Origin of the sequence: Bacillus sp. 220_BSPC, from assembly GCF_001054655.1 — a bacterium.
In the GTDB taxonomy this organism is placed as follows: Bacteria; Bacillota; Bacilli; order Bacillales; family DSM-1321; genus Peribacillus; species Peribacillus frigoritolerans.
This window is the reverse complement of the sequence record NZ_JVPL01000120.1, coordinates 1-26,441: the sequence shown is the minus strand read 5'-3', so window position 1 is coordinate 26,441 and position 26,441 is coordinate 1. Positions and strand designations below refer to the sequence as shown.

Here is a 26,441-nt window from a genome sequence, read left to right as displayed (position 1 = left end):
TCTACTCATGTTTTTTCTTTCATATCGTTTTAGTAGAGATATGAGGAGGGACGAGTAGCATGTTGAAAAAATTCATATTAACCATTGCTGTTTTATTTGTCGTCTTACATTTCCCTGTCTATGCAGAATCCTCTTCAAGTTTGGAGCAATTAGATAACATTTCCGATAGAGCCTTGGAAATGACCAAGTTGAAGCGATATGGAGATTCGGAAAAGATGCTGACGTTTTTTTCTGACCGGTTTTTAAAAGAGACAGCGAAAGAGCAGATCCTTGACATGGACGAACTTCGAATTATCACTGTAGCTCATAATGAGGCGTTGATGACAATAAAGGATATGAACAAGGGAGATTCCGAAAAGGTTAATTCTGTTACAAAGTTCCGGCTTGTTGTTGATGCGGTCAAGTCTACCCATCAGCCCCTTTGGACAGAGATGGAGGATCAAATGATGAATTCCTTCCAGCAGACAAAGAATGCCGCGATCAACCAAGACACAATTACCTTCAATAGCCAATTGAACTTATTCCTATCACAATATGAAATGATATATCCAAGCTTGAAAGTCGACCTTTCTAAAGAAACGATGCAGCAACTGGACACGAGGATTCAATACATCAACCAATACCGTCCGGAGGTAATCAGTGATGGAGAAAGTCAAAAGGAACTGGATGCGTTGCAAAACGAACTAACCTCCATTTTTGATGATATGGGGGAAGATGATGCAGATCCTTCCCTTTGGTGGGTCATCATATCGACAGGCTCAATCATCATCATGACGCTTTCTTATGTAGGCTGGAGGAAGTATAAAGGTGATAGGGAAAAACCAAGGAAAGAACATAATGATTAAAAAGACAGGGGAAGAGAACACTATATTTGACACGGTTGCCTTCAATCCATAGAATTAAGAGTAATAATAGTTATAGGAGGATACCATGTATTTCATTTATTTGGCGATTATCATTTTAATCCCGATTTATGCACAAATGAAAGTGAAAAGCACATATAAAAAATATTCAAAGGTATCGGCCTCTTCCGGTATGAGCGGTGCTGAGACGGCGCGGGCCATTTTAGATCAAAATGGTCTGTTCAATGTCAGGGTCGAAGAGACACCTGGTATGCTTTCTGACCATTATGACCCAAGGGATAAAACAGTGCGTTTATCATCGGATAACTATCACGGCCATTCAGTTGCCGGTGTAGCGGTCGCAGCCCATGAAGTTGGACATGCGATTCAAGATAAAGAAGCCTATGCATTCTTGCGTTTCCGTCATGCATTAGTACCGGTAGCTAATTTTGGCTCTAACATATCTTGGATTTTGATTTTAATCGGGATGTTAGCTTCAATTCCTGGGTTACTATTGGCGGGTATCGTATTTATGGCCGCCGCTGTATTGTTCCAAGTGATAACCCTGCCGGTTGAATTCAATGCCTCTTCTAGGGCGATGGATCAACTCGTTTCCGCCGGGGTCATCCGGAATGATGAAGAACGGGAAACGAAAAAAGTATTAAGTGCCGCTGCGATGACTTATGTTGCTGCCGCTCTTGTAGCCGTACTGGAATTAGTTCGCCTTCTGCTTATGTATACAGGAATGAGGGAAGAAGATTAATGAGAAAAGGACACCATCTTGGGATGGGGTCCTTTTTTTATTTTTAAGAGTATTTGCTGCACATTGCTAATAAAATTCAGTTGGACAGGGCAACATTCATAAGGGTTGCATTCAATCGGTATGCCACAGTCAATGGATCACCTTTCAATGGGATTCTTGTTCTCATCAAGGGTGAAGCCCTCACCCAATACGTCATGAACTTCACTGACTGATACAAATGCATGAGGGTCCACAGAAGTTATGGCATTTTTTAAGCGGACTAACTCATTTTTCGCAACAACACAATAGAGGACTTCCCGGTCATTGCGTGTAAAGGACCCATAGCCCCTTAATACAGTTACGCCCCGCTCCATATCATTCATGATTTTTTCTGCAATTTCCTTGTTTTTATCACTAATGATCATTGCACCTCTAGCAGCATAGGCTCCTTCTTGCATAAAGTCGATTACTCGGGCACCTATAAAAACGGCAACGAGGGTATACATCGCTTGCCGGTAATCCAGGTAGGTAAGGATGGACAGGCCAATGACGACGGCATCAAAGATGAACATGGTCCGACCCATGCCCATCCCTAAGTAACGATGGGCAAAACGGGCAATGATATCCACTCCGCCTGTTGTACCGCCGTAACGGAAAATGATGCCCAGGCCGACACCAACCGAGACCCCGGCAAACAATGCCACAAGCATCAAATCATTACCAAGATTGATTTCAAATTCGTATCTCTCGAAAACCCATAGCCAAACGGAGAGTCCAACCGTTCCGATAATCGTATAAAAAAAAGATGTGCGCCCTAAATATTTCCACCCGATTAAAAATAAAGGAATATTCAAAATCAAATTAGAATAAGAAGGATTTATCCCGATAAGTTGATATATAATCAAGGTGAGACCGGTGAATCCGCCCTCGGCCAAGTTATTCTGCATGTTAAAATGCACGAGGCCAAATGCGAATATTCCAGCCCCAAAAAGGATGAATATGATATTTTTCAATTTTAAGCCCAAAAGCATGTCCCATACCTCCAAAGGTTTGCATAGCATTAATTTACTTATTATAACTAATTAACCAACTATGGGCAATTTTGATTCGCAAACGTATCTGTTGTCATCTGTTTCACTTTTAGCTAACATGGAGAAGGTATGATGTTTGAAAACGAAAATCAAGAATGGGTGACTCATATGGAAAAGCAAAAGACGATCCAACAAATGCAAGCGGAAGTCGACCAATACATAGGACAATTTAAAGAAGGATATTTCAGCCCTCTCGCCATGCTCGCCCGCATGTCTGAAGAACTTGGGGAATTGGCTAGGGAAGTCAATCATTACCATGGTGAAAAACCAAAGAAAGCGACAGAGGAAGAGAATACCATTGAAGCGGAATTGGGGGACATGCTTTTTGTGTTGATTTGTTTTGCCAATTCTTTAGGGATTGATCTTCAAAACTCGCATGATTTGGTCATGGAAAAATTTACAACCCGCGATAAAGATAGATGGACAAGAAAAGAAGAGGAAATGAAGGAGGAAGGTAAAGATGAGTAAAGTGAAAGTGATTGTAGCAGGTCCACGAGGCAGAATGGGAAATGAAGCGGTGAAGCTTGTACATAGGACAGAAGGGTTTGAATTGGCAGCTGTCATAGATCGCAAGCATAACGGGGAAAGCCTTTCCGCAATAGAAGGTTTTCACGGGATCGAAGCGCCGGTTTTTTCTGATATAAATGAATGCTTTTCTTCTGTAGAGGCAGACGTATTGATCGATTTGACCACACCGGAAGTGGGCATGTTCCATACCGAAACGGCACTTAATCATGGCATCCGCCCCGTAGTGGGAACGACTGGTTTTACAAAAGATGATTTAGCAAAGCTGGATTCATTGACAAAAGAAAAAGGCATTGGTTGCATCATCGCGCCAAACTTTGCAATTGGCGCCATTTTGATGATGAAGTTTTCCCAAATGGCCGCAAAGTATTTCCCGGATGTGGAAATCATAGAAATGCACCATGATCAAAAACTGGATGCACCTTCTGGAACTGCTTCCAAAACGGCAGACATGATTGCAGCGGTACGTGAAACAAAACAACAGGGGCACCCTAATGAAAAAGAAACCATCCAGGGGGCAAGAGGTGCAAATGTAGATGGCATGCATATCCACAGTGTCCGTCTACCGGGACTCGTTGCCCATCAACAGGTGCTTTTCGGAAGTGAAGGAGAGCTATTGACGGTTAGGCATGATTCCTTTAATCGAGCTTCGTTCATGTCAGGAGTCAAACTTGCTGTCGATACCGTCATGAAATTGGATGTTCTTGTATACGGCTTGGAAAATATTATTGAATAGGGATCAGGAGGATTTACGATGAAAATTGCCTTAATTGCCCATGATATGAAAAAAGAAGATATCATTCAATTTGTTACAGCCTATAAAGATGTATTTGAGCAGCATGAATTATTTGCAACAGGTACGACTGGGAAACGAATCATGGAAGAAGTATCACTGCCTGTCCATCGTTTTCATTCAGGACCTCTTGGCGGGGATCAGGAAATAGGTGCAATGATTGCACGCGGAGAAATGGACATGGTCCTATTTTTCCGCGATCCTTTGACATCACAGCCGCATGAACCTGATGTATCGGCGCTTATCCGCCTATCAGATGTATATGAAATTCCCTTGGCAACGAATATGGGCACTGCAGAAGTGCTCATTCAAGGTTTGAAACATGGATATATGGACTGGCTAAAACTAAGGCAAAAACAAGGTGAGATAAATGATAAACAAAAGTAACATAGATATCCTGGCTTTCGGGGCACATGCGGATGATGTTGAAATCGGAATGGGTGGCACGATCGCTAAATATGTGCAACAAGGCAGGAAAATTGTCATTTGTGATTTGACAAAAGCTGAAATGTCGTCCAATGGAACCGTTCCATTGCGGCAAGAGGAAGCCGATAAGGCTGCTGAAATCCTTGGGGTGAAGAGGATTTCCCTTGATCTACCCGACAGGGGCCTTTACATGAAGGCGGAATACATAAATCAAATCATCAAGGTCATTCGCCAATATAAACCTGCCCTTGTATTTGCCCCATTTTTGGAAGACCGCCATCCCGATCATGGTAACTGTGCCAAATTAGTGGAGGAAGCAGTTTTTTCGGCAGGAGTAAGAAAGTATATGGAAGAAGAAGGCATGGATTCCCATCGTGTCCAAAATATGCACTATTATATGATCAATGGGTTTCACAAACCGGACTTTGTCGTGGATATCACTTCTACAATGTCGAAAAAGCTGGATAGCCTTAGGGCATATGGGAGCCAATTCGAAAAAAGTCAAGTATCTGTAGAAACACCGTTAGTTAATGGCTATATCGAGACTGTAGAGGCACGGGAGCGGATGTTTGGCAAAGAAGTGGGTGTCGCCTTTGCGGAGGGATTCATGACAAAAAAACCGTTACTTATCGATGCCGACTTGTTAGGAGAATAATAATCTTATGAAATTAAAAATTGGAATTACCTGTTACCCGACAGTTGGGGGTTCTGGTGTCGTAGCAACTGAATTAGGTAAGATGCTTGCAGAAAAAGGACATGAAATACATTTCATTTCTTCAAGCATCCCTTTTCGCTTAAATAAGATGTACTGTAATATTTTTTATCACCAGGTTGAAGTGAACTCATATTCAGTCTTTCAATATCCACCATATGACCTGGCGCTTGCGAGCAAGATGGCGGATGTCGTAAAACGGGAGAAATTAGATATCTTACACGTTCACTATGCAATTCCACATGCTGTTTGTGCGATCCTTGCAAAGCAGATGTCAGGTAATGAAGTAAAGATCGTAACTACACTGCATGGTACGGATATCACTGTTTTGGGCCAGGATCCCTCATTGACCAATTTGATTAAATTCGGCATAGAGCAATCAGATGTCGTTACAGGAGTATCTAATTCCCTTGTTCAGCAAACGCACGAATTAATCGCACCGGATAAGGAAATCAAAACCGTTTATAATTTTATTGATGAAAGAGAGTACCGTAAAACCGATTCCGATTACCTTAAGGATGAATACGGAATCAGGGAAGATGAAAAAGTGATCATACATGTTTCGAATTTCCGTTCGGTCAAGCGAGTGAAAGATGTCATCCAGGCGTTTTATTTAACTCAAAAGAAAATGCCTGCAAAGCTACTGCTCGTAGGAGACGGGCCGGAAGTGACAACCGTATTGAAATTGGCTAAAGATCTTGGAATCGATGATGCGGTCTTGTTCCTTGGTAAGCAGGATAACCTTGCGGAATTATATTCAATCAGTGATTTGATATTCCTGTTATCGGAAAAAGAGAGTTTCGGACTTGTGCTGCTCGAGGCGATGGCATGTGGAGTTCCTTGTATCGGGACGAATATCGGGGGAATACCCGAAGTCATCGTTGATGGGGAGACTGGTTATATTTGTGAACTGGGAGATGTCAAAATGGTTGCTGAAAAAGCGATTGGACTTTTAAGCGACCCGAGTTTACATAAACGCTTTTCTGAAGCTGCGCTTGAAAGGGCCAATACCGATTTTCATAGTGATACGATTATGTCAGAGTATGAAGCCATCTACATTCAAGCACTTGAAGGTAAATCCATGGAATAGGGAGGAGACGCTGATGGATCGATTATTCTTGAAATCAGTACCCATTCTGGAATTGATTGAAGAAGCAGGATATGAGGCTTATTTCGTTGGCGGCTCTGTAAGGGATTATATCCTTGGCAGGCCCATAAACGATGTGGACATCGCTTCTTCCGCCACACCCCAGGAAATCAAAAGGATTTTTCCTAATACGGCTGATATCGGAATCGACCACGGTACAGTGCTTGTCATTACGGATACGGGTACATACGAAATTACGACGTTTAGAACGGAAAGCGGGTATTCGGACTTTCGCAGGCCCGATGCCGTAGAGTTTGTCCGTTCTTTGACCGAAGATTTGCAAAGAAGAGATTTTACCATGAATGCAATAGCAATGGATAAGACCGGAAAGATCATCGATCCATTTAATGGTAAGCGCGATTTGGCACAAAAAAGGATTATCACGGTTGGTAACCCGCATGAAAGGTTTCATGAGGATGCATTGAGAATGATGCGTGCTTTAAGGTTCGTCAGTCAACTTGATTTTGAACTGGATCATGAAACCTTTGATTCCCTTAAAGAGAACGCCCGGAACATCAGTGAAATCGCTGTCGAAAGAATCCTGGTTGAATTTGAGAAACTAGCGGCCGGCTCCAATAAGATAAAGGCTTTCTCACTCTTGCTTGAAAGCGGATTATATCAATACCTGCCTCTATTCTCAAGTAAAAAAGAACATCTAATGGACTTACTGAACCTGCCGCTTCATCAACTGAATGCGGCAGAAATATGGTCTATCATCATGATTCACACAAAGGATCAAGAAATCGAAGAGGCTTTGAGGGCATGGAAGCTGCCATTGAAAACCATAAGAAACGTTCAACGTACGATAAAGCTGGTGAAGAGTAAGGAACCAGCAGCCATCGATGTATTTCAGGCAGGTCATGGCATAACGGTACAAGCTGCTAAAGTCAGAGCTGCACTGAATGGCGGGAATGTATCGGATGCTGAAGAGAATGCACACCACCGCTATAATGGACTTATTATAAAACAAATGTCGGATCTTGCCGTCACGGGGACGGATTTACTGATTTGGCATCAAGAAAAGCCAGGTCCATGGGTCAAGGAATACTTGGAAAAAATATTGAAAGCTGTCTTGAATGAAGAATTAAGAAATGATAAAGAAGAAATTAAGAGGTGGCTGGTGAAATGCAATCTGAGTTAAGAACAAAGCTGATGGAAGCCCTCTCAAAAGCGGATGGTGCGTTTATATCCGGTCAGGAAATTGCTGAATACATTGGCTGTTCACGCACAGCGGTCTGGAAGCATATAGAAGACCTGCGCAGTGAAGGGTATAATGTCGAAGCTGTTAGGAAAAAAGGCTACCGGATCATATCGGCGCCGGAAAAAGTGTCCGAGAGCGAAATACAACTTGGCTTGGAAACAAAAACGATCGGCAAAATGATCCATTATCAGGAAACTGTGGAATCCACTCAAAAAATTGCGCATCAACTAGCAAATGAAGGTGTTCAGGAGGGAACCCTCGTCGTTGCCGAGGAGCAGTTATCCGGAAAAGGAAGGCTAATGAGATCTTGGCATTCCCCAAAATTCAGCGGGATATGGATGAGTCTGATCCTAAGACCGAAAATTCCGATTCATGAGGCGCCACAACTTACATTATTGGCCGCGGTCGCTGTAGCTCAGGCCATAGAGGATACCACTGATTTGAAGCCGCAGATAAAGTGGCCGAATGATATTTTGGTGAATCGCAAGAAAGTGGTGGGCATCCTGACGGAGATGCAGGCGGAGTCAGATAGAATCCATTCTGTCATTATCGGAATTGGAATGAATATCAATCAGCAATTGGAGGATTTTCCTGAAGAACTGCAGGAAAAAGCGTCTTCCCTTCTCATAGAAAGTGGAGGGACGGTTTCAAGGTCCAAGGTCATTCAACGAGCATTATTTCGTCTTGAAAATTTGTACGAACTCTATTTGGATCAAGGGTTCATGCCTATAAAGGATTTATGGGAGAGTTATGCAATCAGTCTTGGACAGGTAATCAAAGCCAGTACCGTTAATGACACGATTGTCGGAAAGGCATTGGGCATAACGGATTCAGGCGTTTTACTTCTCGAAGACGGAAAAGGTACCGTACATTCGATATATTCTGCAGATATTGAAATTCAGTAGATTTTTGTCAAATTCGTGAAAATTAAATAGAAAATTTCAATTTTGCTTGATATAATGCAAGTGGGCAGTATCTTATTTGAACTGCACCCCCATAAATACCAAATTATTTGAAAATCTGCCTTGATCCAGAGAACTGGACTGGGACGGAGGGATGAAACTTCTGATGAAACAAAGGGATTGACTAAAAAGCTAAGTGCTGTTTATTGATCGAATTGTGGCTTTTCATGCCATTTTTCGTAGCGAAACAGATACTTTTTTAGTCAGTCCTTTTTTTGCGCATGAATGTATAGACACCAGTTTTAGCTGATGTTTTCATCTCCTCCATTAAAAGGAGGAAACGTAATGAAATTGTCCGGAGATTTTTTGAAGATGAAACAAAATCAAGAGAAGATTGTGATGCTCACGGCTTATGATTACCCGTCAGCAAAGTTAGCCGAACAATCAGGTGTAGACATGATTTTAGTCGGTGATTCTTTAGGAATGGTCGTATTAGGGTATGACTCAACGATTCCAGTTACGGTGAATGACATGATCCATCATACAAAGGCAGTAAAACGCGGGGCGCCAAATACATTTGTCGTGACGGATATGCCCTTTATGAGCTATCACCTATCTATGGATGAAACACTGAAGAATGCAGCCCGGATCATGCAGGAAGGTCATGCGGATGCCGTGAAGCTCGAGGGAGCGGATGATGTTGTTGAAAAAATATCAGCATTGACAAAGGCAGGCATCCCGGTTGTAGCCCATCTTGGATTGACTCCTCAATCCGTCGGCGTTCTGGGCGGATATAAAGTGCAAGGAAAAGATGCAGAAAGTGCAGCACAGCTCTTGGAAGATGCGAGAAAGTGTGAAGCGGCAGGGGCGATGCTAGTAGTTTTTGAATGTGTTCCATATCAAGTGGGGGAACTCGTCACACGGAACCTCGAAATTCCAACCATTGGAATTGGAGCAGGCGCAGAAACGGATGGTCAAGTCCTCGTTTACCATGATCTCATCAAGTATGGGGTAGACCGGCTAGCGAAATTCGTAAAAGTTTATGGAGATGCAAATGAACTGATTGGCCAATCGATTACAAGCTTTGTGAATGAAGTGAAATCTAAAGATTTTCCGTCGGAAGAACATACATTCACGATGAAGGAAGAGCAACTTTCTGAACTTTACGGAGGAAAAAGATGAAAACTTTTACATCAGCAGCTGATTTGCAATTGGCACTTAGAGAGGATAAAAACAATCACAAAAGCATTGGCTATGTAGCGACAATGGGGTTTTTGCATGAAGGGCATGCAACCCTCCTGGAAAAGGCCCGCAAAGAAAATGATATTGTGGTATTGAGTATTTTTGTAAATCCGATGCAGTTTGGACCGAATGAGGATTTTGAAACATATCCACGGGATTTGGAACGGGATGAAAATGTCGCTGCCAATGGCGGAGTGGATTACCTCTTCTATCCAACAGTCCATGAAATGTACGGTGAAGAACCATCTGTGAAAGTTGTTGTCCAAAGCAGGACGGATGTTTTATGCGGGAGACAAAGGCCTGGACACTTTGATGGTGTAGCGACAGTCTTAACGAAATTCTTCAATATCATCCTTCCCGATAGAGCTTACTTTGGTAAGAAGGATGCCCAGCAAGTCGCCGTGATAGATGGCCTGATCAAAGACTTCAATTTCCCTATCCAGCTTGTTGCTGTAGATACCGTACGCGAGGAAGATGGGTTAGCGAAGAGCTCGCGAAATGTGAACCTGTCAGATCAAGAACGCATGGAGGCTAAAGAGCTGTACCAAAGTTTATTGAAGGCCAAAGAGGCGGTTGAATCAGGTGAAAGAAATGCAGCTACCGTCACGGCTCTAATCAGTGAACATATTGCTGCCCAAACAAGTGGCGTGATCGACTATATTGAAGTCTATCAATACCCGGAACTTAAACCACTTGAATCACTGGCAGGAAACATCATCATTGCAATGGCTGTAAAGTTCAAGCATGCAAGACTAATTGATAATATCACCTTATATATAGAATAAATCATAAGATCAGGGGGAATTGAGATGTTTCGAACGATGATGAATGGAAAAATCCACCGTGCACGGGTAACTGAAGCTAATTTGAATTATGTAGGCAGCATTACGATTGATGAAGATATAATAGATGCGGTGGGCATTCTGCCTAATGAAAAAGTCGCCATCGTGAATAATAATAATGGTGCAAGGCTTGAAACGTATGTCATTGCGGGTGAACGGGGTAGCGGTGTCGTGTGTTTGAATGGAGCGGCAGCAAGACTGGTGCAGCCGGATGATATCGTGATAATCATTTCTTATGTGATGGTTTCTGAGGAAAAACTGGGAGATCACAAACCAAAAGTTGCGATCATGGATGAAAACAATAAAATCATTGATTTAATTTCAAACGAACCTGCAGCTACAATCATGTAAGCGGAGGGCCGGCACATGTGCATGAAACATGCATACAGGTGCCGGCCCTTTTCGTCTGTTGATGAACGGCTTGTTTCCTTTATTACGATTATTATGGTATAAAAAAGATAAGAGAATTCCATCAGGAAGTGGAGAAAGTGAAGTTTGAGGTGTACAATTCATGATGCAACGATATGTAGTGGTCGATTTGGAAACAACAGGGAATTCTCCGAAAAAAGGAGATAGAATCATTCAATTTGCTGGAGTGGTCATCGAAAATGACCAAATTGTGGATGAATACTCGACATTCATCCACCCTGGACAGGAAATTTCCTTGTTTATTGAAGAATTGACCGGAATAAGCAACGAGACGGTAAAAAATGCACCTGACTTTGAAGATGTTGCAGCAAATATTGCCCGGCTTATAGAAGGGGCTTGTTTTGTTGCCCATAATGTTTTATTTGATTTATCCTTTTTACAGGAAGAACTAGTGCGATGCGGGTTTGAGCCGTTTTATGGTTCCACCCTTGATACAGTGGAGTTAGCGAAAATATTAAAACCAACATCCGATGGATATAAGCTTCACCAGCTGGCTAAAGAAGAAAACCTAGATCATTCCAGGCCCCATCAAGCGGATAGTGATGCATATGCCACCGCTTTATTGTTGTTGGAATTGAAAAAAAAGCTGATGAATCTTCCAGTCATGACACTAAAACAGTTGTATCGGTTATCTTATTCTTTACAAAGTGAGGTTTCCGAATTAATAGATGCTTGCATTGCAAGCAAACTTGCTAAAGCAGAAGTCCATTCACCTGATCTAATTACTTATAGGGGCCTTGCCTTTAAAAAGGCCGAACATGAAGGTGATCATAAAGACACGGGGGCGAAATTCCCGCTCGACAATGAGGAAAAAATAGCCATGCTTCAAAATGCATTCCCGGCATTCGAAGCAAGAAGCGGACAACTTGATATGATGAACCTGATCCACAATTCTTTCGAAACCAGCCAGGATGCAATCATTGAAGCTGGAACAGGTATTGGAAAATCCATAGGTTATCTGCTTCCGGCTGTTTATTTTGCAAAAAAACATCAAAAACCTGTCGTCGTTTCGACGTATACGCTTCAGCTGCAGGACCAACTTCTTCAAAACGAGGTTCCTAAGCTTAAAAAAATCCTTCCTTTTACCTTTCAAGCTGTTTTACTGAAGGGGAGAAGCAATTATTTGAGCTTGGCAAAGTTCGAAAGGGCTTTGCGTGAAAAGGAAGATAATTATGAAACGGCCTTAACGAAAATGCAGATATTGGTTTGGCTTACTGAAACCGTAACAGGTGATAAAGATGAATTGAACCTTACAAGCGGCGGTCAGCTATTTTGGAATAGGCTTCAAAGTGATGGTCTTACATACGCCGGTTTAAAACAGCCCTGGCTTGAACTGGATTTTTTTGAACGGGCAAAAAAAATAGCTGCCAAGGCGGATATCATCATTACTAACCATTCATTTTTAATGACGGATCTGCTTACAGAAGACGCATTGATCCCCAAAAAAGGGTATTTGGTTCTCGATGAAGCACACCATTTGGAACAGGCTGCATCCAAACAGCTTGGGAGCAGGCTTAATTACATTTCGGTGAAGACGATTTTGAACAGACTGGGGACATCTGATCAAAAGCAATTATTATATAAATTGGACAGGATGCTCTTAAATAACGGACTGACGGATGGAAAGTCTTCACATGAATTAGATCAGAAGCTTAGTGATTTTTCGTATGAATTCGAACAGCTTTTTTATTACCTTTCCAATCAGGCGGAAAAACTTTCACGTTCTGTGAGCCCAAAACGGCTTTCATTCAAAATAAATGATGGAAGATGGGGTAAAGCGATTCTTGTCGCTGAGCGGTTGGTGGATTTATTAGGATACATCATCAAGGAGTTAGAGAAAAGATTGGCCCTTTTATTGAATAATGAGTCCCCATTAGGAAAAAATTCATTATTTCACTTGAATGATATCGAGGTGCTGCTTGGACATTTACAGGATACCAGGGACTCCTTGCATGAGTTTTTCATCAAGCCCCACGAAGAAAATATTTATTGGCTTGATTATACGAATGCAGCACCTCAGCATGGGGTGACTTTGACGGTTCAGCCGATTGCAGGCAGTAAACGGCTATGGGATTCCTATTTCGGGCGCCAGAAAAGTGTGGTCATGACATCGGCAACCCTTGTGGTGAAGGATTCTTTTAAGTATTTTAAGGAACAACTCGGATTAGAGAATGAGCCGATCCAGACAGCAAGTTTTCCATCACCCTTCCCTTATAAGGAACTCGTAAAGGTACTGGTTCCAAATGATCTGCCAGATATCAATTGTTTATCGGTGGAGGAATTCTCCGAAACCGCGGCAAACCATATTATTGCTGCCGCTCAGGCAGCGAAAGGGAGAATGATGGTATTATTCACCTCGCATGAAATGCTGCGGGCGACCTATCATTCGGTCAAAGATTGTGGTGTTCTGGATGAGTTCACCCTGTTTGCACAAGGGATTTCTGGCGGAAGCCGGATGAGGCTGCTCAGGAATTTCCAAAACTTCGAGAAAGCGGTCCTGTTTGGGACAACCAGCCTATGGGAGGGCGTCGATATCCCGGGCGAGGATTTATCTTGTTTAATCATTGTCAGGCTGCCTTTTTCGCCACCGGATGAACCTGTGACAGCTGCAAAATGCCAACTTCTCGAGAAGCAGGGGCGCAATCCATTCTCTGAGTATTCATTACCCGAAGCCCTATTAAGGTTCCGACAAGGTTTCGGCAGGCTTATACGCACTCCAGAAGATAAAGGGATTTTGGTTATACTTGATCGCCGCATCATCACTGCCAAATACGGAACTGAATTTCAAAAGGCCATTCCGAAAGTGGACTGGCACCAAGGCTCTATATCAGAAATGGCTGAAATGATAGAAGAGTGGATTTAAAGAATCTTGATTATTCATTAATCCAGGAATTTTTATGAATTTATAAAGAAATATAACCTTTGAACTGGTATAATGTGATAGGTGGTAAAGCCTTCAAATCCTATTCATACCAGTGGTTGTTGACAATTTATTAAAATGGAGGGGCGTTTTCATGGAAAGTAAAATCGAAGTAATTTCAACAGTCAGGTTGCAACATTCTCCTGATCTGTATAAAATTGTGGATTCCTTGAACCGAACATTGAAAAAAGATGACTTGATGTTCGGTCTGGCATTGGATTCCCAAGATCAAGAAAAAGCGATATTTACAATTTATCGTACATAGAAAGAAGGAAAAGCAGCTTTGAAAAAATGGTTGATTATTGCTTCCATCCTAGTCCTTTGTTTTATCGGATTTGTCAGCGGGGCATATATTAAAGCGTTGCAGCCTAAAAAAGAGGCTGGTAATGAGGCTTTTAAAAAGGCAAAGGAAGAGGGCGGCCTTGTGACCATGGAAGAGTTCTACCTTTATAATGGGCAGGATTCATACTCCGTCATCATTGGTGAAGGTGAAAAGGGGACTAAGAAAATAGTCTGGCTTCCTGAAGACAAGAAGAAAGAAATAGTAGTGGAAAACTATAAAGATGGTAAATCAAAAAAAGAGATCATGAACATTGTCAAAGAAAAGCTTAATCCCCAAAAAATCATTTCGGTTAAGCTAGGCATGGAAAAGAACGTCCCGCTTTGGGAAGTAACGTATCTTGATGAGTCCGAGCGCTTTAACTATGACTATTATGATTTTAAAACTGGGGAATGGCTAAAGTATTATCGAAGCATTTAGAATGGAGGATTAATTTAAAATGAAATTAGCGAACCGTGTTCAGTCATTAACGCCATCAACAACATTGGCCATTACGGCAAAAGCAAAGGAACTTAAGGCCCAAGGTTTAGATATAATTGGTTTGGGTGCTGGTGAACCAGACTATAATACGCCCAAACATATCATAGATGCAGCACTTCTTTCCATGAATGAAGGTCAAACTAAATACACGCCATCCGCTGGTCTGCCGAAGCTAAAAGAAGCAATTGCGGCTAAATTGAAGCGTGATCAGGGCTTGGATTACAAACCGTCTGAAATTGCAGTTGGCTCAGGTGCCAAGCACTCGCTGTACACATTGTTTCAAGCGATCCTGGATGAAGAAGATGAAGTCATTGTTCCGATACCATATTGGGTGAGCTATCCTGAGCAAATCAAGCTTGCAGACGGTAAGCCGGTTTATATAGTCGGTACGGAAGAAAATCAATATAAAATCACGAAAGAACAATTAGAACAAGCAATTACCGAAAAAACGAAAGCGGTTATCATCAACTCTCCAAGCAATCCAACTGGCATGCTTTATTCCAGGGAAGAATTGGCGGCTATCGGGGAAGTTTGCCTGGCTCATGATATCTTGATCGTTTCCGACGAAATTTACGAAAAATTGGTTTATGGAAATGCTAAACATACATCCATTGCAGAGATTTCACCTGAACTGAAAAAGCAAACGATCATCATCAATGGTGTTTCTAAATCACATTCGATGACTGGCTGGAGAATAGGTTATGCAGTCGGTGATGAGTCCATCATTAAAGCAATGGCGAACCTTGCTAGCCATAGCACATCCAACCCAACCACAACCGCTCAATATGGTGCGATTGCGGCTTATGAAGGTACACAGGAGCCTGTTGAGGAAATGCGTCAAGCATTTGAAGGCCGTTTGAATAAAATCTATGATAAATTGGTTGAAATTCCAGGCGTAAGCTGCATTAAACCACAAGGGGCATTTTATTTATTCCCGAACGTTAAACGTGCAGTTGAATTAACAGGGTACAGCAATGTCGAAGATTTTACGACTGCGTTGCTTGAAGAAGCTCAAGTGGCTGTTATTCCAGGTTCAGGGTTTGGTGCACCTGATAACATCAGACTCTCTTATGCAACTTCACTGGAGCTGCTGGAAGCAGCCGTTGAAAGAATACATTCATTCGTTAATTCAAAAATGGCCTAATTTATTAAAAACCTGCAGACTGGGTCTGCAGGTTTTTTTTAGTTGGATTATATTTCGAAACGGGAAGAAGGGCGGCACAATGCATTTTAGCTCACTTCACTATTGTAAAGGAAAAGGTGGGCTGCCGGATTTCATAGTTACATTCAGTCTATTCATAGGCACAGTCATTCATATATGCAAAACGAGCATGTGAAAAAATCATATATGATTTTTAATGAAAATCGATTGCAATCATATATGATTTCATATATGATGAAAATATGGAAGAGAAAAACAAAAACCCCAGCAAAAAGCAAATAGCTTATGAGCACCTTCGTAAATTAATTTTGAATGGAACATATGGTTCTGGACAGCGGATCATTATCGATCAAACGGCAAAAGAACTTAGTTTAAGTCCGATTCCTGTCAGGGAAGCGATCAGGCAACTGGAATCTGACGGCCTTATTCAATATAAGCCTTATAGTGGAGCGGTGGTTACAAGCATAAATGAGAGCGAATACATTGAAACTCTTTCTGTCTTATCTTTGCTTGAAGGATATGCAGCTGCCCTCAGTTCTTTGACCATGAATGATCATGATTTTGAAAATCTAATTAATTTAAACAAAGAAATGGAAAAAGCCCTCCATAACTTTGAATTAGAGCTGTTTGGTAAATTAAACGAATGTTTCCATGCGGAAATTTATGAAAAGTGCGGAAATTCCTTTTTATTGGAGGAAATTAAACAGGCACAACAAAGAATGAATAGAGTCAGAAAGTCCATGTTCACCATGGTGCCGCAACGCGCAGTCCAATCGATTCGCGAACATGAAAGCATCATAAAGCTCCTAAAGGAAAAAGCATCTTTTGAAGAAATTGAATCATTGGTGAGAAAGCATAAACTGAATGCGATAAGCACTTTCAAGCAGAGGGCGGAAACGAATCAAGATCAGGCACTTTGATGACCCAGGCTTTGTTTTATTATAGTCGATTGATTATTGATAAAAGCAAAGCCGATTTTTTCACTTAGATTATTCGGAATATTCAAATAATGAAAAGGTGGTAGAAAAAATGTACGAGGAAATCAAAAGTCGTTTAAGAGGATCCATCGCACCCGTTATCACTCCCTTTGATGACAAGATGGAAGTTGATGTAAAGGCCATTGAAAATCTAGTAAACTGGCATATTGAAAGCGGTTCCCATGGAATATCGGTATGCGGGACTACAGGAGAGCCGAGTTCACTAACGATTGAGGAACGGGAATTAGTGATGGAAACGGCAATTAAAGCAGCAAAAGCCCGTGTTCCAGTTGCACCAGGTACCGGATCTGCCAATCAGAAAGAAACGTTGCATTTGACAAAAAGGGCACAGGAAATGGGCGCGGATGCTGCTTTAGTCATCGTTCCTTATTACAATAAACCGAATCAACAGGCACTTTATAATCATTTTAAAACGGTAGCCGATGCTGTTGATATCCCGCTGATCGTTTATAACATTCCCGGAAGAACGGCGACGAATTTAGAAGTGAAGACATTGGCACGTCTAGCTGAAGATTGTGAAAATATTATTGGTGTAAAAGAATCTAATAAAGATTTCGAACATGTGAACCGTGTCTTGTTGAATTGCGGAAGGGATTTTCTCTTATATTCTGGCATTGAATTATTATGCTATCCAATGTTGGCTATTGGAGGGGCAGGACATATAAGTGCTACTGCTAATATCACTCCTAAAGAAGTGGCGGACATTTATAACCTTTGGGTGGAGGGTGATGTAAATAAGGCGCTTGACCTCCATTACAAATTAATGCCATTGAATGATGTTTTGTTTAAAGAAACCAATCCAGGACCATTAAAAGCTGCGATGGGGATGATGGGGAAAATCAATCCCGCATTAAGGCCGCCTATGGGACCGCCTTCGGAACCATTGGAAAAAGAACTGCGTGAAACCCTTCAATCATACGGGTTGATTGACCAAAAAATCCAGTCATAATGGCTAGTTGGGAAGATTGCACAAATCCAAACGGTTATTGTCATCTTCCCGAATTAATTTTTAAAGGAGGACTTATCATGCAAACTTTTCCCGTGCAGGATGTGAAGCATTACATCAATGGTCAATTTGTCGAGGGTATCTCAGGAAAAACATTTGAAAATCTAAGCCCTTTTAATAATCAAGCAATCAATAATGTGGCAGAAGGCTATAAAGAGGATATTGATCAAGCGGTCGCCGCCGCAAGAGCTGCATTCGATAATGGTCCATGGAAAACGATGAAAGTGGAAGAAAGATTGAAGTACATGAATAGGATTGCTGATCTAATTGAAGAAAATGCCGAAGAAATCTCCTTTTTGGAATCACTGGATACAGGGTTGCCGATTAGCCAGACAAAAAAACAAGCGGCAAGGGGAGCGGAGAATTTCCGTTTTTATTCTGAAATGGTGAAAAGCAGGCTAATAGGAGAGTCATATCAAGTGGATGACACTTTCATCAATTATACGATTCATAAACCGATAGGAGTGGCAGGATTAATCACTCCTTGGAATGCCCCTTTCATGTTAGAAACCTGGAAGATCGCCCCGGCCCTGGCTACAGGAAATACATGTGTCCTTAAACCGGCGGAGTGGTCTCCATTGACTGCCAATAAATTAGCTCAAATCATTGATCAATCCGGTCTGCCAAAAGGCGTATTCAATATCGTTCACGGTTTTGGGGAGACAGCAGGGGCGTCCTTGGTTGCCCATCCTGAAGTCCAATTGATATCCTTTACCGGAGAAACGACAACCGGCGCTGAAATCATTAAAAATGGTGCAGATACGATGAAACGTTTTTCCATGGAACTCGGCGGTAAATCACCAGCAGTCATTTTTGAAGATGCCGATTTAGAAAAGGCCCTGGATTCAGTGGTATGGGGAATCTATTCATTCAATGGGGAGCGCTGTACAGCCAATTCAAGATTATTTGTCCATGAATCGATAATAGACCAGTTCGTGGCAGAATTGAAGGAACGTGTTCATAATATCAAAATTGGAAACCCAATGGATCCAGACACGGAAATCGGACCGCTGATCCATCGTAACCATTTTAATAATGTCTCCCGATATCTGGATATAGCAAAAGATGAAGGGGCGGAAATTGTAAGCGGTGCCATCCCAAGTGCATTCAAGGAAGGGAATTATATTGCCCCGACGCTTCTTTTGAACTGTACAAATGATATGACGGTCGCCCAAGAAGAGATTTTTGGACCAGTCATGGCAGTCATTCCTTTCAAGACTGAAGAGGAAGTACTGAGAATGGCTAATGATGTAAAGTATGGGCTGGCTGCTTATGTATGGACCAATGATATGAAACGTGGACATAGATTTGCTCAAGCTGTCGATAGTGGGATGGTCTGGGTGAATTCCCAAAACGTTAGGGATTTGCGGATTCCATTTGGAGGATCGAAATATAGTGGGGTAGGACGTGAAGGCGGCCATTATAGCTTTGAATTCTATACGGAAACACAAGTTATCCACGTGGCAATTGGAGAACATCACATTCCAAAATTTGGCGACTTAAAACAAAATGCCGTTTCTTCTGCTGAAAAATAAACCGGGTTTCAAAAAAGAAGGGGAGAATACTATGAATTTTTCTATTATTCGTGTTGCGAGAACGATACTTAATGTAACAGATTTAGATAAATCAAGAGCCTTTTATGTGGATGCTTTAGGTTTTATTGAAACGGAAAGAACGAATGACCACATATATTTACGTGGTTTAGAGGAAGCGCATCATCATTCGCTTATCTTGCAAAAGGCAGAAAAGCCAAGCGTTGAAGCAATAGGATACAAGGTTGAAAAAGAGGAAGACCTTGAAGGGTTGGAATCTTTCTTCCTGTCCAAGGGAATGAAAATGAAGTGGATGCAGGAAGGAACACAGCATGCACTAGGCAAGTCACTGCGAGTTCAGGATATTTCAGGATTGCCAGTGGAGTTTTTTTACAAAATGGATAAAGCCGAGAGATTGCTGCAACGATATGATCTGCATAGGGGTTCGAGGGTCCAAAGAATCGATCATGTGAATTGTTGTGTGCCAAATGTGCAAAAAGCCTCTGACTTTTATATGAATGAATTAGGTTTTGCCTGCTCGGAAGATACAGTTGATGAGTCGGGCAAATTATGGGCAACGTGGCTACATAGAAAGCAAACGGTCCATGACCAGGCATTCATGAACGGTATCGGTCCAAGACTTCATCATGTAGGCTTCTTTCTGCCTGACCCCCTTGCACTTATCCATGCCTGTGATGTACTGGCATCTCTTGGATATGCAAAGTCGATCGAACGCGGCCCAGGGAGGCATGGCCTATCCAATGCATTCTTCCTATATTTAAGAGATCCGGACGGTCACAGGATCGAATTATACAATGGGGATTACTTAACATCTGACCCGGATACCGAACCGATTCATTGGGATTTGAATGATCCAAGACGCCAGACATTCTGGGGAGCCCAAGCTCCGGATTCATGGTTTGATGAGGCATCTTCTGTACTTGATATAATATCAGGTGAAGAAGTTCCTCTTAAAGAACCGATCCTGGCAAAAAGTAAGCCTGAATTCATCATCTAAAAAGAAGCAAAATTTAGGATGAACTATGGAAAATTCAGGAAAAATATGCATGAACTCTCATAGTCTTTTCAATAGGGTGCTAGTGTAAATGGTGAAAATTGATGGAAGACTGCTGAATTATGGGGGTTCCTTTTACTAAGTCTAAAATGGAACCTTTCAAGGCATAGGAAGGAAGATGGATTTGGATATCATTCATGTTCAGCACCCACTTTCCAGTATATATACAGCAGAAGCAGAACCGTGTGTGCTGGCTCTAGGATTTTTCGACGGAGTTCATCTAGGCCATCAAGAATTGATAAATCTAGCCAAAAGGATTGCCAAACAGCAAGATTTGAAATTGGCAGTCATGACTTTTTTTCCACATCCAAAGCAAATCATTGGTAACGATCAAACGCCTCAAACATACATTACTCCCTTAGAGCAAAAAGCAAAATTAATGCAGGATTTGGGTGTAGATACCTTGATAGTCGTGAACTTCGATTCCGCATTTGCCAATCTTTCACCTTCTGATTTTATCGAGGATTATCTATGTGGATTTAAATGCAAACATGCCGTGGCTGGATTCGATTTCCGCTATGGGCATAAAGGGGAAGGGAATATGGAAACGCTGAAAATCGAAGGTAAGCGATTTTTTGAAGTGACGGAAATGAAGAAATTTGAAATTGATCATGAAAAAGTAAGTTCTACTAAGCTTAGAGTCTTGATTGCGAAAGGTCGGTTCGCAGATATCCCGTCGTATCTTGGCTCATATTTTGAAAGTCAAGGGACAATCGATTCCGAGGATAATCAACACGTCATCGTTACATTATCGGAAGCATTCCTGACACCCCCGCCCGGCGTGTATTTAATCGAAATCAATACCGAAGGAAATGTTCATGAAGGAATAGCCCATCAAATAATGGACGGATCAGTTCAAGGGAGTTGGCACTTACATTTCAATGATTCTCTTCACTTGAAAGGAAAGAAGATTCATATCAAATGGAAAAGTGAATGTATCAAGAAGTCGAAACAGATGAAGGATAGGCGAGCCAAGACTATTGTGAAAGTGCAAGCCTTTTAAAAGATACGGTCTGGGACAGGGCAGCAGTGGGAGCTTACTGCTGCCCTATTTGTAAGTTTCATCGGTTTCACAAAAGGAGTACGGAAAGCTTAGGGAATTGGCTTCAGACCCTCTTTGGGAAGATGAGGCTGTAGGTGTTCTGGGATGGAGGGGGATGTGCCGTTGAAGAATGCGGCTGACATCGGAGGAATACTACCAGGACCGTCCTTGGAAAAAATAAATATCAGAAGAGGTGTGAAGAGATGGTTCGGCTGGAAAAAAAACTTGAAGAATCGGAACAAACTGATCTAGTGGATTATGAAAAAATTGTTGCCTCGAAAGAGTTTCAGAATATGCTTTCCGACAAAAAGAAGTTCGTCATCCCTTTTACGATTTTCTTTATGGGATATTCCTTGCTTTTGCCCTTCTTAGTTTTTTACACAGATATCCTGGATCACCCTTTCATTGGGGACATAACATGGGCGTGGGTGTACGGTGTCTCCATTACGGTTATGTCTGTATGGGTTTGCAGCATATATGTAAGGAAATCTGAAAGAATCGATGAACAAATAAAAGAAATCATCGAGAAAGAAGGGCTTTGATTTATGAATTGGACAGTTATCATTCTCTTTGCGCTAATGTCGATAGGTACGCTTTTCATCACGTATTTCGCTTCCAAAAAAACTAAAACGGCAGGCTCCTTTTATACGGCTGGGGGCGGGTTGACCGCTAGGCAAAATGGACTTGCATTGGCCGGGGATTTTATGTCGGCTTCCACGTTTTTAGGGTTGATAGGGGCATTTTCCTTAACGGGATATGATGGATTTTTCCTGATGTATGGAGCACTTGTTTCATTTCTTGTCGTATTATTACTAGTGGCTGAGCCATTAAGGAACTTAGGGAAATACACATTGGCTGATATGGTTACTACAAGGTTTAAATATAAACAGGTCCGGGGAGTGACCGCTTTTAATACCCTGGTGATATCAGTCATGTACATGCTGGGGCAACTTGTTGCTGCAGGTGCTTTATTTAAATTGCTTTTGGACATCCCGTATAATACCTCTGTCATCATCGTAGGTATTGTAATGTTGGTATTTGTTCTATTTGGGGGGATGACGGCGACGAGCTGGGTGCAGATCATTAAAGCCATCCTGCTGATAGGCGGAGTGTTTATATTATTCATGATCGTCATGTGGAAGTTGAATTTTAGTTTCATAGGAATTTTCACGGATATGAAAACAGCGACACCCATGGGTGCAGATTACCTGAAGGCAGGAATTAAGTATGCCAGTGGGTGGGATGCAGCATCCTTGTCACTGGGCCTGATTCTGGGAACGGCAGGTCTGCCTCACATTTTAATACGTTTTTTGACTGTCCCGAATGCACGAGTGGCAAGAAAGTCGGTTGTTTGGGTGATGTGGATTATGGGTGCATTTCATATCATGGTCATTTTTCTCGGATTCGGTGCCGCGAAGTTGGTCGGAACATCGAATATCATGGCCGCTAATCCAGCAGGTAACATGGCTGCACCTTTATTGGCCCAACTTGTGGGCGGGGACATCTTATTCGCATTTATTGCGGCCGTTTCCTTCGCAACGATACTCGCAGTGGTTGCGGGAATCGTTTTAACAGGTGCTACGGCATTTTCACATGATTTTTATAATGAAATATTAAAAGATGGAAAAGCGACGGAAAAACAGCAAATGACGATGGCTAGATGGGCTTCCATTGGTGTGACTGCACTTGCGATTGTTTTATCATTAGGTCTGCAGGAATTCAATGTAGCGTTTCTGGCATCTATCGCCTTTACATTGGCCGCCAGTTCGAATTTGCCAGTAATCCTTCTAACGATCTATTGGAAAAAATTCAATAAAACTGGAGCGATAGTCGGTATGATGACAGGTCTTTTTGGTACACTTTTGCTCGTGGCCCTCAGTCCAAATGTCTGGAACCCGGTCCCCGGAGCAACCATAATGACAGGTGAACCAATTTTCCCTTTGAATTCACCAGGAATCGTTTCCATTCCGCTTGGATTCATCGCCTGCTATTTAGGTGCCTTGATCGGTAATCGCAGGACCGGTCCGAAAACGGTTGCAAAAGACAATTATAATGAAATCCTGGTAAAGTCCAATACCGGTCATGATGTTAAGGGTGTTTTGCGACATTGAATGATATAAAGGCATGCCTATAAATAAAGCGCAGGTCAACGCACTTGTGAATGGATTTGAAAAAGCAGCCATCTCCTGATGGGTTGCTTTTTTCTTTTCAATGGATAAAGAAATCCGAACAGATACCAAAGAATGAGGTACAGGTGCACTAATATTCAAGGGTAACTGGGCATTCATTCAGAAAATGTTTCTAGGAATTTGACGGCGCCTTTGGAAAGATAGCGTTCTTCAAGCCAAATAAGGGCGGCTTCCGATTGTACTTCACAATCTATCAATTCGACTATTTTTATCCCCTGGGTTGAAAACGATTTGGACGTCGTACGTGGCATGATGGTAGCGCCTACTCCTTCCTTCACTAAAGATAAGATCATTGCAGCATCAGGACATTCACATACAATCGTAGGGTCAAATCCATGTCTTAAGCATTCATCCACTATAAGTTCGTAAGTGCCTTGACCGCTAACCCTATGTAGCAATAAGAGGGGATATTCCTTAATTTGTTTGAATTCGATCGAGTCTGGGATATCCCAATCTTTTGGGGTGACAAGCACAAAATCTTCCGGCGGAAGGTTAATCGATGAGAATTGCTTACCGTTAATAGGAAGCCTCACAATGGCCAACTCGATTTCCCTGTTTATTAAGCCTTCTGTCAAACGGAACGTATCACCTTCCATTAATTTGAAACGTATGTCAGGGTATTTAACTCTAAAGGTTCTCATCCTTTGCGGAATGTAAGAAAAGCAAGTTTTTACTGACCCTATGGAAAGAGTGCCCTTTACCCCTTTACTGACTTCCTTCACTTCCAGTAGTGATTCTTCGAACTGGTTTAATAGAGCTTCAGCTTTTTTATAAAGGACCTTGCCAGTTTCAGTGAGTTCAAGTTTCTTTCCATTCCGATCGAAAAGTTTTTCACCGATTTCCATTTCCATTAATTTAAGTTGCTGGCTAAGAGGAGGTTGAGCCATATGTAATTTTTTTGCGGCTTTGGTTACTTGCTCTTCCTGAACGATCGTCACAAAATATTTTAACTGCCGGATGTCCATTATATACACCTCATACATATGATTAACATATACATATTGAATTTTTTAAGTATTATATATATATCATAACACATGGTATATTTTGTTATAGGAATTAATTCAATATTTGGAATTTATTTAATTGTAAGCGCTTCATCACTTTGATGCTAAGGGGGATGTAATTATGCCGGCTAAAACAGGTAAAGAATATATCGATAGGGTAGACAAAGCAAAGGCGAATGTATGGATCAATGGAGAGCAAGTAAAAGATAAGATCAGTCAACACCCAGCTTTTAAAGGGGTCATGAAAACACAGGCCGAATTATATGATTTGCAGCATGATTCCGCGAAACATGACATCATGACTTATATTTCACCAACTTCAAACGAAAGAGTAGGAACCTCATTCATGCAGCCGCGGACTAAGGAAGACCTTGAAAAAAGGCGGAAAATGATTCAAGAATGGGCAAGACATAATAATGGAATGATGGGACGTTCCCCTGACTATATCAACAGTGGGATGATGGCGTACGGTACTGCAGCTGATATGTTCGGCACTCAGGATTCGGCATTTGCAAAAAATATGAAGGATTATTATGAGCTCTGCCGGGAAAAGGATTTGTCGTTGACACATACCTTGATTCAACCCCAGGTTAATAGGGGAGTAAGTGCCGCAAAGCTTCCGGACCCTTACATCGCTGCACGGATTGCCGGCAAGAATTCAGAAGGGCTTATTATAAAGGGTGCCAGATTATTAGCTACACAAGGAGGAATAACGGATGAAATCATGGTTTTCCCTTCCACATTGCTTAAACAATCAGAAGAAGAAAACCCTTATGCATTCGCATTCTCCATCCCAAATAATACACCGGGGTTGAAATTCATCTGTCGTGAATCATTCGACTATGGCAAATCACATTTTGACCATCCACTTGGTTCACGATTTGAGGAAATGGATACGATTATCGTTTTTGATGATGTAGTCGTACCTTGGAATCGGGTATTTGCATATGGGGATGTCGGCATTTGCAACCAGGCTTATAATGAAAGCAATGCCGTTGTTCATATGACTCATCAGGTGGTATCGAAGAATATCGCCAAAACCGAGTTCATTCTGGGGATTTTGCAGCTAATGGTGGAAACCATCAATATCGGGCAATACCAGCATGTTCAGGAGAAAATCTCGGAAGTCATCATAGCGCTTGAAACGGTAAAGGCTTTCATTACAGCTTCTGAGGCAAATGCGAAAGTGGATAAGTGGGGAATGATGACACCCGATTTCACACCTTTAAACATAGCCCGTAATTATTATCCGAAGATTTACCCTAGATTCAGTGAAATAATGCAGCTTCTTGGAGCTAGTGGCTTAATGGCGATACCAAATGAAGCTGATTTCAATTCGGAGCTTCGACCGGATTTGGATAAATATCTTCAAGCCGCGAATGGTGGAGCTTATGACAGGGTTAAATTGTATCGTCTTGCATGGGATGTATGCATGAGTTCATTTGGATCCAGGCAAACGCTGTACGAAAGGTTCTTTTTTGGGGATCCGGTCCGTATGGCAAGCGCTTTATATAACGGCTATGATAAACAGGAATATGTGGACCGTGTCAAAGAGTTCTTGAACCGCACTGAAAACCTCGCAGAAATCAACTGAGCCAGGTAGCGGTGGAAAACATGTTAATTTAAAGGCCTTCCCGATGATGTGGAAGGCCTTTAAATATGAAATATTGCAGTTTGTAGACAAAAGGGGTTCGGAATTAAAAATTCTGAACCCCTTTTGAAAATCCCTTTGAATTTTCGCCTAAAGTTAAGAGATTGCGGCTCTACGAGCCCACATGTTAGGCCATTTTTGGACC

26 protein-coding genes are annotated in these 26,441 nt (G+C 41.9%); 24 read left to right on the top strand and 2 right to left on the bottom strand.

The genetic code is table 11. The features are described from left to right. The first annotated feature begins 59 nt into the window (after positions 1–59). Together ypjB and ADA55_RS07840 are read left to right on the top strand one after the other, a co-directional pair. Positions 60–845 (top strand): sporulation protein YpjB, encoded by a 786-nt coding sequence (ypjB, locus tag ADA55_RS07845; RefSeq protein ID WP_034307968.1) that lies wholly within the window; start codon positions 60–62, stop codon positions 843–845. 85 nt (positions 846–930) lie between these two features. After that, positions 931–1,605 carry a zinc metallopeptidase gene (locus ADA55_RS07840; RefSeq protein ID WP_048681645.1) on the top strand — a complete coding sequence of 225 codons (675 nt, stop codon included), beginning with the start codon at positions 931–933 and terminating at the stop codon, positions 1,603–1,605. A 137-nt stretch (positions 1,606–1,742) separates the two neighbouring features. Here ADA55_RS07840 and ADA55_RS07835 read toward each other — a convergent pair whose 3' ends face one another. Then, a complete protein-coding gene (locus tag ADA55_RS07835) occupies positions 1,743–2,615 on the bottom strand; it encodes a YitT family protein (protein ID WP_048681643.1) in 873 nt (290 codons plus the stop codon). Positions 2,616–2,747: 132 nt separating this feature from the next. On the opposite strand from ADA55_RS07835, the gene ADA55_RS07830 reads away from it, so the two are divergent. The 21 genes from ADA55_RS07830 (at position 2,748) to ADA55_RS07735 (ending at position 23,560) form a co-directional block, all read left to right on the top strand. After that, the gene (locus ADA55_RS07830; RefSeq protein ID WP_226990433.1) at positions 2,748–3,143 is read left to right on the top strand and encodes a nucleotide pyrophosphohydrolase; all 396 of its coding nucleotides are present in this window, start codon (positions 2,748–2,750) and stop codon (positions 3,141–3,143) included. Continuing rightward, positions 3,136–3,936, top strand: a complete 801-nt coding sequence (gene dapB / locus ADA55_RS07825; RefSeq protein ID WP_048681640.1) for a 4-hydroxy-tetrahydrodipicolinate reductase — start codon at positions 3,136–3,138, stop codon at positions 3,934–3,936. Before ADA55_RS07830 ends, dapB begins: the two co-directional genes overlap by 8 nt. A gap of 18 nt (positions 3,937–3,954) precedes the next feature. Then, positions 3,955–4,380 (top strand): methylglyoxal synthase, encoded by a 426-nt coding sequence (locus ADA55_RS07820; protein WP_048681639.1) that lies wholly within the window; start codon positions 3,955–3,957, stop codon positions 4,378–4,380. Further along, positions 4,364–5,074, top strand: a complete 711-nt coding sequence (bshB1, locus tag ADA55_RS07815) for a bacillithiol biosynthesis deacetylase BshB1 (RefSeq protein WP_048681636.1) — start codon at positions 4,364–4,366, stop codon at positions 5,072–5,074. The genes ADA55_RS07820 and bshB1 overlap by 17 nt, the downstream gene beginning before the upstream one ends. Positions 5,075–5,081: 7 nt before the next feature. Then, positions 5,082–6,221 carry an N-acetyl-alpha-D-glucosaminyl L-malate synthase BshA gene (gene bshA, locus ADA55_RS07810; protein ID WP_048681633.1) on the top strand — a complete coding sequence of 380 codons (1,140 nt, stop codon included), beginning with the start codon at positions 5,082–5,084 and terminating at the stop codon, positions 6,219–6,221. 13 nt (positions 6,222–6,234) lie between these two features. Beyond that, entirely contained in the window at positions 6,235–7,419 is a 1,185-nt protein-coding gene (locus ADA55_RS07805; RefSeq protein WP_048681631.1) for a CCA tRNA nucleotidyltransferase, read from the top strand. Further along, on the top strand, positions 7,404–8,384 hold the full coding sequence (locus ADA55_RS07800) for a biotin--[acetyl-CoA-carboxylase] ligase (protein WP_048681627.1): 981 nt from the start codon (positions 7,404–7,406) through the stop codon (positions 8,382–8,384). The genes ADA55_RS07805 and ADA55_RS07800 overlap by 16 nt, the downstream gene beginning before the upstream one ends. Positions 8,385–8,726: 342 nt before the next feature. Beyond that, complete coding sequence (gene panB, locus ADA55_RS07795; RefSeq protein WP_048681624.1) at positions 8,727–9,563, top strand: 3-methyl-2-oxobutanoate hydroxymethyltransferase; 837 nt, start codon at positions 8,727–8,729, stop codon at positions 9,561–9,563. After that, on the top strand, positions 9,560–10,408 hold the full coding sequence (panC, locus tag ADA55_RS07790) for a pantoate--beta-alanine ligase (protein WP_048681622.1): 849 nt from the start codon (positions 9,560–9,562) through the stop codon (positions 10,406–10,408). The genes panB and panC overlap by 4 nt, the downstream gene beginning before the upstream one ends. Before the next feature lie 24 nt (positions 10,409–10,432). Next, positions 10,433–10,816, top strand: a complete 384-nt coding sequence (gene panD, locus ADA55_RS07785; RefSeq protein WP_048681619.1) for an aspartate 1-decarboxylase — start codon at positions 10,433–10,435, stop codon at positions 10,814–10,816. Between the two features lie 160 nt (positions 10,817–10,976). Then, positions 10,977–13,757: an ATP-dependent DNA helicase DinG gene (gene dinG, locus ADA55_RS07780; RefSeq protein WP_048681615.1), complete on the top strand. Its 2,781-nt coding sequence runs from the start codon at positions 10,977–10,979 to the stop codon at positions 13,755–13,757. Between the two features lie 151 nt (positions 13,758–13,908). Next, entirely contained in the window at positions 13,909–14,079 is a 171-nt protein-coding gene (locus tag ADA55_RS27940; protein ID WP_065310840.1) for a YpmA family protein, read from the top strand. An 18-nt stretch (positions 14,080–14,097) separates the two neighbouring features. Then, complete coding sequence (locus ADA55_RS07775; RefSeq protein WP_048681612.1) at positions 14,098–14,574, top strand: DUF5590 domain-containing protein; 477 nt, start codon at positions 14,098–14,100, stop codon at positions 14,572–14,574. A gap of 19 nt (positions 14,575–14,593) precedes the next feature. Further along, on the top strand, positions 14,594–15,778 hold the full coding sequence (locus ADA55_RS07770; RefSeq protein ID WP_048681610.1) for a pyridoxal phosphate-dependent aminotransferase: 1,185 nt from the start codon (positions 14,594–14,596) through the stop codon (positions 15,776–15,778). Positions 15,779–16,038: 260 nt separating this feature from the next. After that, complete coding sequence (locus tag ADA55_RS07765) at positions 16,039–16,716, top strand: GntR family transcriptional regulator (protein ID WP_048681607.1); 678 nt, start codon at positions 16,039–16,041, stop codon at positions 16,714–16,716. Between the two features lie 109 nt (positions 16,717–16,825). Then, on the top strand, positions 16,826–17,743 hold the full coding sequence (hpaI, locus tag ADA55_RS07760) for a 2,4-dihydroxyhept-2-ene-1,7-dioic acid aldolase (RefSeq protein WP_048681605.1): 918 nt from the start codon (positions 16,826–16,828) through the stop codon (positions 17,741–17,743). Between the two features lie 77 nt (positions 17,744–17,820). Continuing rightward, positions 17,821–19,335, top strand: a complete 1,515-nt coding sequence (gene hpaE, locus ADA55_RS07755) for a 5-carboxymethyl-2-hydroxymuconate semialdehyde dehydrogenase (protein ID WP_048681601.1) — start codon at positions 17,821–17,823, stop codon at positions 19,333–19,335. A 31-nt stretch (positions 19,336–19,366) separates the two neighbouring features. Then, positions 19,367–20,350, top strand: coding sequence for a 3,4-dihydroxyphenylacetate 2,3-dioxygenase (gene hpaD, locus ADA55_RS07750; protein WP_048681597.1), 984 nt, complete (start codon positions 19,367–19,369; stop codon positions 20,348–20,350). Between the two features lie 181 nt (positions 20,351–20,531). Then, positions 20,532–21,410, top strand: a complete 879-nt coding sequence (locus tag ADA55_RS07745) for an FAD synthetase family protein (RefSeq protein ID WP_161798617.1) — start codon at positions 20,532–20,534, stop codon at positions 21,408–21,410. Between the two features lie 242 nt (positions 21,411–21,652). Next, positions 21,653–21,991, top strand: a complete 339-nt coding sequence (locus tag ADA55_RS07740; protein WP_048681590.1) for a DUF485 domain-containing protein — start codon at positions 21,653–21,655, stop codon at positions 21,989–21,991. Between the two features lie 3 nt (positions 21,992–21,994). Continuing rightward, the gene (locus ADA55_RS07735; RefSeq protein ID WP_048681587.1) at positions 21,995–23,560 is read left to right on the top strand and encodes a solute symporter family protein; all 1,566 of its coding nucleotides are present in this window, start codon (positions 21,995–21,997) and stop codon (positions 23,558–23,560) included. Positions 23,561–23,733: 173 nt separating this feature from the next. Here the strand turns inward: ADA55_RS07735 and ADA55_RS07730 are convergent, their stop codons facing one another. Next, positions 23,734–24,603: a LysR family transcriptional regulator gene (locus tag ADA55_RS07730; RefSeq protein WP_181151543.1), complete on the bottom strand. Its 870-nt coding sequence runs from the start codon at positions 24,601–24,603 to the stop codon at positions 23,734–23,736. Positions 24,604–24,766: 163 nt separating this feature from the next. Between ADA55_RS07730 and hpaB the strand changes: the two genes are divergently transcribed. Next, positions 24,767–26,239 (top strand): 4-hydroxyphenylacetate 3-monooxygenase, oxygenase component, encoded by a 1,473-nt coding sequence (gene hpaB / locus ADA55_RS07725; RefSeq protein WP_048681584.1) that lies wholly within the window; start codon positions 24,767–24,769, stop codon positions 26,237–26,239. Positions 26,240–26,441 lie beyond the last annotated feature (202 nt).